The following is a 12,390-nucleotide window of genomic DNA, read 5'->3' on the forward strand; positions in this document are numbered from 1 at the left end:
TGCTTATGAAACCAAGACGTACATTTACTCCAGAGTTTAAAGTTGAAGCTGCTAGCCTTGTACTCGATCAGGGCTATTCTATCTTACAGGCTTGCCGCGCTTTAGATGTTGGTCAAACTGCTATGAGACGCTGGGTTGACCAGCTTCAACTCGAACGTAGCGGACAAACTCCAGTAGTAAATGCTTTAACTCCTGAACAGCGCAAGATACAAGAACTTGAAGCCCGTATTTATCAGCTCGAACAGGAGAAGATGATTCTAAAAAAGGCTACAGCTCTCTTAATGTCAGACGAGTTCAAACATATGCGCTGATAGACCAGTTAAGAAAGTTACGTCCTGTTGAGTTGGTCTGTCGTGCCTTTGGTATTCTGCGTTCAAGTTACTATCACTATCGTGCTCAACGTGATCTCTGCCGTCCAAGCAGAGTTAAGTTGAAGGTGTTGATTTCCAGTATCTTTAAGCAAAGCCGTGGTTCTTTAGGAAGCCGTGGCATCAGATACGTCTTACAAAGCCAAGGCATCAAGGTGGGTCGATACCTAATACGTAAACTTATGCGCAGTCTAGGATTGATTTCAAAACAGCGCAGAAAGCATAGATATCAAGGTAGTAAAGGCGATGATATCCATACAGACAATGTACTAAATAGACAGTTTAATCCTACGTGGCCAAATCGTGTATGGACGAGTGACATCACTTATATTTGGATAGGTAAAAGCTGGGCATATTTAGCGGTTGTACTCGATCTTTACGCACGCAGGGTGATTGGATGGTCTATGTCAGATCAAGCCTGTCAGCATTTAGTGACTAATGCTTTAGAAGATGCTTGGCGATCCAGAGGTAGACCTACAGGCGTAATATTTCATACCGATCAAGGCAGTCAGTATAAAAGTTATCTGTTCAGATATAGGCTTCAGCAATATGCAATGGTGCAGAGTATGAGCCGCAGAGGGAATTGTTGGGATAATGCACCTACAGAGAGACTCTTTAGAAGTCTTAAAACGGAATGGATCCCAAAACTTGGTTACCATTCCATTCAAGAAGCCAAAGCAGACATTGGTTTTTATTTAATGCAGTACTACAACCGCATCCGACCACATCATTTTAATCAAGGGATCAGCCCTTATGAGGCTGAACAAAAACTTAAAACTGTGTCCAATATTTGTTGACCACTACATCCTCCTTAACCCTCTCTACAAGGTGGAAGAAAACTCATTCTTCCAGCTCTCTTATAAGCAGAAGCCACGGCTCCCAAACAGAAGCTTGGAATGAGGGAGGTTAGAACGTCGACCAGCCACTCCATTCCATCAAACGATACAGTCCATATTTCAGCGTCGATTCATCGGCATACTGGGCATAATCCACACTCATCTGACGGCCATTTAAGTTTGACCAGGCGGTATCAAAATACTGCTGAGCATCTTGAAACACCTGAGCTTGAGCCGGGCCTAACACGCGTAAATTGGTTTCCAGATTATAATTTTTTAAATTCCGTGCGGTGAAATTGGCCGAACCTAAAATCATCTCCTGTTGCTGGGCATTGCGCTTGATCAGCATTTTGCTATGACATTGCTCGCCTTGGGTATTACACCAGCGCAGTGGAATGCCGGCCTGATGTAATTCTGCTGCCACTGGCCGGTTCGGTACGCCATTCTTTTCCAGACCAAACGCATCTTTATTGGCATCGAGCAGCACCCGCAATTTCACCCCACGCTCATGGGCTGCAAGCAGGCTTTTGATAATCTGGCGCTCGGACAGATAGAACATCACCAGATCGACCTGTTCATTGGCTTTGGCGCTATTAATCAGGTTTAAAGTCGCATCATAAATGGCTTTTTCAGTCAGCACCTGCACCTGCGGTTCAGTAGCAGCGGCCTGAAACTCACCGACAATCACCCCGGGAATATTGCTGCCGGACATGAGCGCCACCGACTGCTCGGTTTTCAGAATATCTACCGCGGTATTGCCTTTGACCACCAGCGCCACATTGGAGTGATGGGAACTGGCATCATGCGGATTCATTGAGGTCACCAGAGCTTCCCAGCCGTCCGGGGTATCAACCACAATGGTTTTACGGTGGTTGGCCTTAAAATTCAGCAGCTCGGAATAACTGCGCAGGGTGATTTTGCCCTCGCCAAACGGATTGGCCAGCCAGCCAGCCTTCGGATTATTGCGGATGCCCTGACAGCAGATGTACCAGAATCCGGACCACATCGGATTGGAAGCACGTAGCGGGGTTAAATTGGTTTCAATCACATCAATCCCGGCCTGACGCAGTTGCCGATAATGCTCTGGCGCAAGCCCGCCATAAACCGAATTAATCGGATCGGTAATCAGCCTGATTTCAATATCCGGCTGGGTACGGCGTTTTTGAATCAGTGCATCGGTCAATTGCTGACTGAGCGGTTGATGCTGGGCCTGTGATGCCCCGGTTTGCGGATTAAACAGGAACATATCCAGCACAATTAAGCTTTGTGCTTCATCAATCAGGCGCAGCATTTCATTAAAAATCTGATGATCATAATGCTGCTGGCCCTGTGCATCCAGATAGGTCTGATCGGCCAGAAATTTGACTTCGGCATGACGTAGCGGTCCCGCATAATTCAAACCATCCGGTAAGGGCTTATAGGTGTGATACAGTGCCGAGGATAAATAGCTTAACGCCAGCAGTCCCATCATCACGCCCAGATAACGCCGTGGTGACCAGTTCAGTTTATTGTGAATTCGTTGAAAGATACGCATAAGAAAAAACCTAACCCAATCAACTCAGGCTAGGTTTTCTTCAGGCTTTTTTCAAGAGGATTTCCGTGACATCCTCTTGATTTTGGCAATAAATTTAAGTTCTGCTTAGAAGTTATATTCTAAACCAACGGTAAAATTACGGCCCACTTGCGGAATATTGGACAGGAATGAGGTGTGTGAATAAACCTGATCATCCAGCAGGTTATTGGCTTTAAAGAACACGCGGTAGTCCTGGTTATTCGCCATGGCACCTGCATACGCCAGACCGACATTGACCATGTTATAGCCTTGGGTTTCCTGTTCATAGCTGGCAATCTGGTCCTGTTTGAAGACATGATAGTACTCTGCCAGACCTGACCAGCCATCAGCAAAATCGGCTTCTACTTTGGTACCTAAACGGCCTGCTGGTACACGCGGTGCGTTTTCACCATCAATTTTGCCACGCACATAGTCACCAAACAGGCTGACTTTATAAGCATCGTTAATGGCATAGCCTAACTGCGCTTCTGTACCGTAGAAACGGGCTTTGTCTTGTTTATAATCAACTAGACGGAATGTTCCTTCGCTGTCGGTTGTTGAGCCATAAATATAGTTATCAAACCAGTTGTGATAAACATGCACATGATAGTCGAGTTTCTCACCTTCATAATGCAGACCTAACTCAAGGTTATTTGACTTTTCAACATCCAGATCCTCATTTCCACGCTCATAGGTATTGGTGGCAAAGTGAATACCGTCCGCATATAACTCTTGTGCCAGTGGTAAACGTTGCTGATGTGAGCCAACCACAGAAAGCTTATAGTTTGGAGCAAATTCCCAATTGGCTGCTGCTGAACCTGACACACCGGTATCTGAATAGTCTTTTTGAGTTGAATCTACATCAATTTTTTGATGTTCTACACGTGCACCCAATTCCACATGCACATCACCAAACTGCTTATGTTCTAAACCAAACAGGCTATATTTTTCCGTTTTAGTATCTGGCATTAAGACTGATTCATGAAAATGATCATCATGTGGAACCATCTCACCGGATAAATCAATATTTTGTTGACTATATTGGGTACCAAAGACCCCTTCCCAACCGGCGACTGGTTTATGTACCAATTCTAAACGGGCATCATAACCTTTATTTTTAAAGTTACTGATGACTTCATTTTCTTCCAGCTCGTCATGTTCATAATCGGTATAGCTGGCATGGGCACGTAACTTGTCAAAGCCGGCAAATGGCTGGTCCAGCTCAGCACGGACGTCATAACGGTGTGATTCCAGATCGACCCATGGACCACCATGATGCGCATGGTCATCACCATGATCATCGTGAGGAGGACATTCAATTATATTCGGATTGTCATGATCTGGCCCACAACCATGATATTCATGACTATGCCCTGGTAAACCGTATTTGTCCTGACGGTTACTATAAGACACCCCGACAAAACCACGGTCATGAATCCATGAGCCGCCAATATTCATGGTTTGCCCTTCTGCAAAGGTATTGTCTACACGACGGGCTTTATCAAAATGTGTTTCCTGTTCTTCTTCAGCATCATGTCCATGATCTTCATGGCCAGCTTCATCATTATGATGTTCTACCCAGTAATCTGGCGTAATATAGTTATTCGCTTTACGTTTGGAGCCTTCAACACGTAAGGCAAAGTTGTCACCAATTGCCGCTGTTACCCCCGCACTGGCCAGCTTCTCATCGCTACCCGAGTTATAGCGCACGCCGACGGTGCCCTCTAAGCCATCTGCTGGCATTTGGGTTGGAATTTTCTGATCGGTTACATTGACCAAGCCACCCACGGTACCGGCACCATAGAGTAAAGTCGATGGACCACGAATCACTTCAACCTGTTTTGCTAGAATTGGATCTACCGTAACCGTATGGTCTGGAGATAAAGTCGATACATCGGCAGTTTCAGATGCGTGTTGTAAGACTTTGACACGCGGACCATCTTGACCACGAATCACGGGGCGGCTTGAACCTGTGCCGTACTGATTTGAATATACACCCAGTTCATCAGCCAGTGCATCACCAATGGTTGTTGGGCGTTCAGCCAATACTTTCTGTTCTACCACCTGATCTGCTACAGCAAAGTCCGCTGCAGTCTGAACCAGAGGATGGGCTTTTAGCTGAATGGTTTCAAGTTGCTGCGCATTGGATAGATTCGCCTCATCTGCAAAAACCGCAGGGGCCACAACAGCAAAAATAGACAGTGTTATTAAATTCTTATGGAAGGACATGACTCAGGCTCAGAGTAACAAACTTGAATAATGTTATAATATAACATTTCAACTGTTTTGCAATAAAAAACATAAAATTCATCTTTGCTTGGTTAAGCTATAGGGCCTCACGAATTTTTCCGTTTTTATTGTCTACGCCTGTATGCCCTTTACCTTATCTCATGCGGTTTTAGCACCACCCATTGCCCAGCTGACAGGTTATCGTCTTCCCGTTGCAGCCCTTGCCATTGGCTGTATGCTGCCCGATTTAAGCCGATTATTTACCACCGATCAGGGCGGCTTGAATCATTTATGGAGTTCAATTGTTCATCCAAATTTATGGCTGGGTCTGGCTTTTTGTGCGGCATGGTATCTGATTTATCGTCCGGTGCTGTATCGGGCGCTAGGCATACAACATGAGCTCAATCTGGATTCGTTCAAGTCGGCCCTTGGTTTTTTACTTGCGGTAATCCTCGGGCTATTGCTGGGCAATGCCACCCATTTAATTTGGGATGGTTTAACTCACGTCGACTTTCGCACTTTTGCCTTTCATGACCTTTTAAGCCAGCCGGTGTCCTGGTTTTCCCAGACCTATCCACTGCATTTTATCTTGCAGATTGGCAGTTCGCTTCTGGCCCTGCCGTTTTTGCTGTGGATGTGCTGGCGTTATTATCAGCGCTATCGTCAGCATTGGCCAGTGAGCCGACGGGTCAAACAAGCGGCAGCGATCCTGATTGGTCTGGCTATTTTGCTAGGTGCTTATTCGGTCTGGGATTATGCCCGCTATTTCAGTGATGAACTGTGGTATAGCCATCGTTATTATTTTCTGGGCCGGGCTTTTAATGAGTTTAGTCAGGGTGCACTCATAACTTTAACCCTAGGTTGTATTTTATTTTTAGCATTGGATAAAAATTAATGGCCTAACTTTAAAATCTAGGCCATTCTTTACAGTTATTTCGTCAAGATTGCTTCTTTTCTAAAGATAAACCCAACAATCAGTAAAATAATAAAGTAGTGAATATAAACAGGTAGAACAAAAAATAAGTAATACTCTGTTAAACCACAAATCAGATAATAAACCACATAAATAATACCTAAAAGAGCATATCCTCTTAACTCAAAATTAGAAAAGTAGCGTAGGAATTTCTTAATAAAGAATAGTAAAATTGATCCATAAATAAGCACCAGACCCAATAACCCTAAGATGCCATGTGCAGCCAATTCATGAAAAAAAATATTATGCATATGTTGAAAGCATGTCGGTAGCTGACCACTTTCTTTTAGCTCACAATTATGCGCCTCAATTCCATAGCCACCAACTCCAATAATTTGGTTATTTTCAAAAATTTCTAAAGACTCTTTCCATAGGAAAATTCTGACACCACTACTTGTTTTATAATTATTCTCAGCCAATTGAACCGTATCCGCAGAAAACTGCTGTAATCTATTTTTGATAGGAGAGTTATCCCACACTATATTTATTAAAATAAATGAGAGACTTAAGCTAAGCATTAGTATAACTTTCTTTATCTTATATTTATAAAAATGCAAAGTATAAGCAATTAATACAAGCGGTAATCCAATCCAAGTTCCTCGTGTACCATGCAAAATCAAAACAAAAATTAACAACAAGCATAAAACTAAATAAAAGTAACTAACAACCCCTTCCTTAAGAAAAGAATAAAACAAAGCAAAAAAAGCTAATGATATAAAAGTTATATCAAAAATAATAATAGGATTAAAAAATTGACTTAATAAACCTCTATTAAAATCCAAAATAAAACTATTATAGAAAGTATAAATAAATATAAAGCTGATAAAGAAAATTAAAGGTTCAAAAATATACTTTTCCCCTTGATTGAAAAAGACAATAAGGTAAGGAAGGAAAAGAAGAGGGATAACCCAAAAATATTGATTTGCTATTTTTGTATAGGTTTCTATCAATCTAACAGGAATTTCATCAAATCGTCCCAACAGCCAATAACTTAAAGTAAGAAAAATAAAACCAGATAAACAAAAAACCAATATATGTAAATCTATCTTAATTTTCTGATACTTAGTTGAAAGAAACCCCAAGATAAGGATAAGAACCGAATAGTAGTAAACATCAGCCCCTTTATCGAATACAGCTTGAATTAATAACGCACAAAATATCAATAGAATAAGATAGAAAGACTTATTCCTTAAAACCAACTCCACATCTACCCCAGATCAAAATTCTAAAAATTATTCATTATTATTTCATATCCTGCTTTTTTTTCTAAGATTCAACTTTAAAAAATCAGTGGTTTATGTTTTTTCATAGTGAAGTTCTTGTGACAAAACCTGCAAAGAGGCATAATCCAACATTTACTTCAAGCGGTACGCTGTTTACGTATGCGCTGTCATTAACCCATATAGTTGGATTTTTTACGCTATGATGCGAACTCATTACTGCGGTTCTTTAACCGAAGCTCAAATCGACCAAACCGTAACCTTGTGTGGTTGGGTACATCGTCGCCGTGACCACGGTGGGGTGATCTTCCTGGATATGCGTGACCGTGATGGTCTGGTACAAGTGGTTATCGACCCGGATACCCCAGAAGCATTTGCCACAGCAGATAAAGCTCGTTCTGAATTCGTATTAAAAATTACAGGCCGTGTACGCCGCCGTTATGCGGGTACTGAAAATGCCAATATGGTCAGTGGCCAGATTGAAGTATTGGGCAAAGAAATTGAAGTGCTGGCTCAATCTGAAACGCCGCCATTCCCACTGAATGATGAAAACACCAATATTTCTGAAGAAATCCGTCTGAAATACCGCTTCCTGGACATCCGTCGTCCAGAAATGTTAGAGCGCTTACGTTTCCGTTCTAAACTGACCAACTTGATTCGTAACTACTTCGAAGACAACGGTTTCCTAGACGTTGAAACTCCAATTTTGACTCGTGCAACGCCTGAAGGTGCACGTGACTACCTGGTTCCAAGTCGTGTGTCTAACGGTAGCTTCTACGCACTGCCACAATCACCACAGCTGTTCAAACAGTTATTGATGGTAGGTGGTATTGACCGTTATTACCAAATCGCCAAATGTTTCCGTGACGAAGACTTACGTGCGGACCGTCAGCCAGAATTTACCCAGATCGACGTTGAAACATCGTTCATGAGCGATGATGACATCATGGATCTGATGGAACGTTTGACCGTGAAGATGTTCAAAGAGCTTCTAAACGTTGAATTCGACAAATTCCCGCGTATGACCTATGCCGATGCGATGCGTGACTATGCATCCGACAAACCGGACCTGCGTATTCCGTTAAAACTGATTGATGTTGCAGATTTAATGCAAGACGTTGAGTTCAAGGTATTCGCTGGCCCTGCCAAAGATCCGAAAGGCCGTATTGTGGCACTTCGCGTTCCAGGTGCAGGTTCACTGCCACGTAGTGCAATTGATGAATACACCAAATTCGTGGGCATCTACGGTGCCAAAGGTCTGGCTTACATCAAAGTCAACGAACTTGAAAAAGGTATCGAAGGCCTGCAATCGCCAATCGTGAAATTCATCGAGCCAATCGTGCTGGATCTCTTAAAACGCGTTGGTGCTGAAAATGGCGACATTGTCTTCTTTGGTGCAGATAAAGCCAAAGTTGTAAATGACGCAATGGGCGCGCTTCGTGTCAAGATCGGTCACGACATGAATCTTTCAACGTGCGAATGGGCTCCGCTTTGGGTAGTTGACTTCCCAATGTTCGAAGAAACTGACGATGGCAAATGGACCTCTGTGCATCACCCATTCACGCTGCCAAAATCAAGCGTTGAAGAAGTGAAAAACAACCCAGGTGCTGCGCTGTCTGTCGCTTACGATATGGTATTGAACGGCACTGAAATCGGTGGTGGTTCACTGCGTATTCACAACCTGGAAATGCAAAAAGCCATCTTTGAAGCTTTAGGTATTGGTGAAGAAGAAGCTGAAGAGAAATTCAGCTTCTTACTGAATGCTTTACGTTACGGTGCACCTCCACACGGTGGTCTAGCATTCGGTCTGGACCGTTTAGTGATGCTGATGACCGGCGGTGCGTCTATTCGTGATGTGATTGCATTCCCGAAAACCAAGACTGCTGAATGTCCATTGACTCAAGCACCAGCACCAGTTGAAGCGACTCAACTGCGTGATTTGGGTATTCGCTTACGTGAAAAACCAAAAGCGGAATCTCAAGAATAATAGCTTGTCATTCTAAAGAAGCCCTGCACTTGCGGGGCTTTTTTATTACATTGAGATCACTGCCGAGCAATGGCATAATAACTGCAGTTTTCATTCTTAGGTGATTCAGCGATGGCAATGCGTCCTGCAGTACGTAACCGCGGCATCATGCTCATTGTCTTTTCGATTGTACAATGGCTGTTCATGCGTTATATCTTGGCGAACAACCTGTTTGCGCTTGATACCAATGACCGTATTGTGTATTTCAGCCTGAGTAGTATTATCGGCGCCTTGCTGATTTTTGTCGGACTGATTTATATGGTCTTAAAAGGCAATGCAGATCGACCATAATTGTGCGGACTCTTGCTTGATTCATGTATTCCCTTCTTAAAAATTTCTCCAAACTCCCCCTGCGTTTGATTCAGGTCACTGCCCGATCTGTGGGCTGGTTACTGTATGTGAGCAATTCCTCTGCTCGACGCGTGACCGAAATTAATTTAAAGTCGGCTTATCCGGAGTTATCTGAATCGGAACGGAATCAGCTCACACGGCGCAGTCTGAAAAGCCAATGTATGACCTATGCTGAATCGGTCAAAATTTGGGGTTCTGCACCGGAGTTTGCCCTTGAGCAGATCAAGGTCGTGCATGGGGAAGATATTTTTTTAGACGCCCTGCAAAACCCGAATGGGACCTTGGCAGTGGTGCCGCATTTTGGTACCTGGGAATTGATGAATGCCTGGGTGAATTTACATACGGCACCGGTCATTATGTATAAACCGAGCAAAAATCCGGATGTAGACCGGTTTATGCTGGAAGCACGGCAGCGTCTTAATGCCACACTGGTACCCACCGATGAAACAGGCGTACGTGCCTTATTTAAGCATTTAAAACAAGGTGGATTTGCCGCAATTTTACCAGATCATGTGCCTAAAGAGTCGGGTGGCATTTATTCACCTTTCTTTGGTCAGAATGCACTTTCCTCTACCCTGCTCTCAAAACTGGCAGCCAAGACCCAGTGTTCAGTGATTGGTTTAAGCTGTTTACGCCGTGAAGATTTAAGTGGCTTTGAGCTGCATGTACAGACCTTATCAGCAGAGATTAATGCGAAAGATTTGCAGCTTTCAGTCGATACGCTGAATAAAGAAATGGAGCGTATGATTAATGCCGCTCCAGAACAGTATTTGTGGGGGTATAAGAGGTTTAGGAAGATTGAGGGTGGCAGGAATTTATATAATATGCTTTAGCTCAATACTAACTTTTAATAAAATTTTGACCTCACCATTCATTCTCAATGAAATTTTTTATATACAAATTTTCGACCACTTATTTAAAATTTTAGTTTTTCCCACGCTATCATTTAAAATAAACAATTCTCGAGAAAAACAAACCTTTTACTTGCTTAATTAAGCGTATCAGTTCTCTTTTAATTTTATTTATAAACTTCACCTTAATTTTTGGTGCCTCAAATTGAACTCGGCCCTCTTCCAAAGAACTCTCAAAAGTTATCTCCTTATTTTTTACTTTATCTTGGATACATAAAGCTGGGCTTAGTTGGTAAACTTTAATGCCATTATCATAAATAGGGTTATAAAATAGCACCCAATCAATAGGCAAAATATTTTTCTTCATTTTTATTTCAGTAAGTAAACAATCAATAGCTTTTAAAGATAAAATATATCCCGCTCCGCCAAAATGAAAGTGCTTTAATTGATATAAACTTCTATTATGTATATTACCTGCAGAATCACCTAAAAAAATTTTAGTAAGAAATGTCTCTAATTTAATAACATCTATATTTTTAGGAATCCAATTACTACAATTTAGAAATAAATTTGCATTTCCCCCTAAATATATATCATCTTCAAATATTGCTACATATTTCAAACCTAGCTCTTTGGCATGCAACCAAACTGCTATATGACTCATCGCACATGCTAATTCTGCAGCACTAATATTATCTGAGCAACATTCTGGAAAATATTTTTCTTTTAAATCATAAGCTTTCTCTGGTGTTATCGCATCAAAAAATTCAAAATCAATACCTTGTTCATTAAAAACCTGTGTAATGTGATGTCTACGCTCTAATGCTGAAGAGAGACTAATAACAAAATTTTTCAAAATCAATACCAAAAAAAACTTGCCAATTATGATGTCATTATAACAAAAATATTATTGGAAATTCACAACTTATCCTGCCATTTTAGCAGTTTTGAATAAACCTCTATATTAATAAAATCCTACATATTCTATTAGCCCTTATGCTGCCCTACCAAAATATGGAAGAGCTGAGCGTGACTTATGAGCCTTATATTTAGGACAAAAGCAACTTGGACATGAAGTAAAATTTATGACCAAAAGCTCAAATACTCATCCAGATGCACTGACATTCGCTCCTTCAAAAAAACTAGAAGCGCAAGTTGAAGGCTGGGCAGACATTATTCATTTTCATTTTTTATTTGAAGGTGATATTCAAACTTCTTATGTATGTACAACACATAATCAGCAATTAACACCAAAAACATTCCCGCAAAATACTATTTTCTTAAGAAAAAGACACGCTGAGCGTAGTGGTGCCCAAGCCTTTGTCTATAATGGATTATTTTGGGATGATTACGGACAACCTAACTTAGGCAAACCTAAAAACTATATCCACTTTTTAGCCAATGCAAAATATCGTGACAAAAATCTGAAAGATAGTGTTGAAATTGCACGTAAAGCCAATAAACCCTTACACATACTTGGAAGCAATCGTCTCAGCCTAAAATGGAAACGCAATGGTAAATATCAACCTTACTTTTATACAGGGAAAGATCTTAGCTTCCATGGCATGATTGGCGGTGAAGAAAAAAATGCAGTTCTTCGTAATTCGCAGGCTTTAATATTTCCAGTTCTAATTCATGAAGCTTTTGGACTAGCAATGATTGAAAGTCTATACTTAGGCTGTCCTGTTATTGGTAGCCATCACGGTTCTGTACCCGAACTTATTATTCCTGAAGTTGACCTCAGTACTTCAAGCAAAACTCAAATGATTGAAGCTTTAAAAAATATTGATCAATTCAGTCGAAAAGCTTGTCATGAATATGCAAGAGACCAATTTAACCATCTCGTAATGAGTAAAGAATACATATCCTATTATGAACAAGTTTTAAATGGCTATCCTTTACATGAGCAACCACCATATTGTTCAGGCCATTTAGATAATGCCCTCAGTTTAGAAGAATAGTTCCTCTGTTCTTCTAAACACAC

Annotated in this window: 9 protein-coding genes and 1 pseudogene; 6 read left to right on the forward strand and 4 right to left on the reverse strand. The window is 41.6% G+C overall.

Annotated features, from left to right (window positions below; all coding sequences use genetic code 11):
* Positions 1-5 precede the first annotated feature (5 nt).
* A protein-coding gene (locus VF685_RS09355) for an IS3 family transposase (RefSeq protein ID WP_440203616.1) occupies positions 6-1,165 on the forward strand; the annotation gives its coding sequence in 2 pieces (ribosomal slippage) (positions 6-258 and positions 258-1,165; 1,161 coding nt in all).
* A 109-nt stretch (positions 1,166-1,274) separates the two neighbouring features.
* Here VF685_RS09355 and VF685_RS09360 read toward each other — a convergent pair.
* Positions 1,275-2,738, reverse strand: coding sequence for a phospholipase D family protein (locus VF685_RS09360; RefSeq protein ID WP_440203617.1), 1,464 nt, complete (start codon positions 2,736-2,738; stop codon positions 1,275-1,277).
* A gap of 105 nt (positions 2,739-2,843) precedes the next feature.
* Complete coding sequence (znuD, locus tag VF685_RS09365; protein WP_440203618.1) at positions 2,844-4,985, reverse strand: zinc piracy TonB-dependent receptor ZnuD; 2,142 nt, start codon at positions 4,983-4,985, stop codon at positions 2,844-2,846.
* A gap of 142 nt (positions 4,986-5,127) precedes the next feature.
* Between znuD and VF685_RS09370 the strand changes: the two genes are divergently transcribed.
* Positions 5,128-5,880, forward strand: coding sequence for a DUF4184 family protein (locus VF685_RS09370; RefSeq protein ID WP_440203619.1), 753 nt, complete (start codon positions 5,128-5,130; stop codon positions 5,878-5,880).
* A 35-nt stretch (positions 5,881-5,915) separates the two neighbouring features.
* Here VF685_RS09370 and VF685_RS09375 read toward each other — a convergent pair whose 3' ends face one another.
* Positions 5,916-7,163: an O-antigen ligase family protein gene (locus tag VF685_RS09375; protein WP_075174837.1), complete on the reverse strand. Its 1,248-nt coding sequence runs from the start codon at positions 7,161-7,163 to the stop codon at positions 5,916-5,918.
* A gap of 217 nt (positions 7,164-7,380) precedes the next feature.
* Between VF685_RS09375 and aspS the strand changes: the two genes are divergently transcribed.
* The 3 genes from aspS (at position 7,381) to VF685_RS09390 (ending at position 10,388) form a co-directional block, all read left to right on the forward strand.
* On the forward strand, positions 7,381-9,165 hold the full coding sequence (aspS, locus tag VF685_RS09380) for an aspartate--tRNA ligase (RefSeq protein WP_045796021.1): 1,785 nt from the start codon (positions 7,381-7,383) through the stop codon (positions 9,163-9,165).
* Between the two features lie 111 nt (positions 9,166-9,276).
* A complete protein-coding gene (locus VF685_RS09385; protein WP_005180031.1) occupies positions 9,277-9,495 on the forward strand; it encodes a hypothetical protein in 219 nt (72 codons plus the stop codon).
* A gap of 23 nt (positions 9,496-9,518) precedes the next feature.
* Complete coding sequence (locus VF685_RS09390; protein WP_180182478.1) at positions 9,519-10,388, forward strand: lysophospholipid acyltransferase family protein; 870 nt, start codon at positions 9,519-9,521, stop codon at positions 10,386-10,388.
* A 109-nt stretch (positions 10,389-10,497) separates the two neighbouring features.
* On the opposite strand, the gene VF685_RS09395 is transcribed toward VF685_RS09390, so the two are convergent.
* The gene (locus VF685_RS09395; protein WP_440203620.1) at positions 10,498-11,262 is read right to left on the reverse strand and encodes a glycosyltransferase family 25 protein; all 765 of its coding nucleotides are present in this window, start codon (positions 11,260-11,262) and stop codon (positions 10,498-10,500) included.
* A 140-nt stretch (positions 11,263-11,402) separates the two neighbouring features.
* Here VF685_RS09395 and VF685_RS09400 point away from each other — a divergent pair.
* Positions 11,403-12,367, forward strand: a pseudogene (locus VF685_RS09400) (glycosyltransferase).
* The last annotated feature ends 23 nt before the right edge of the window (positions 12,368-12,390 follow it).

Origin of the sequence: Acinetobacter sp. Brlt_5, from assembly GCF_051949055.1 — a bacterium.
GTDB lineage: Bacteria > Pseudomonadota > Gammaproteobacteria > Pseudomonadales > Moraxellaceae > Acinetobacter > Acinetobacter indicus.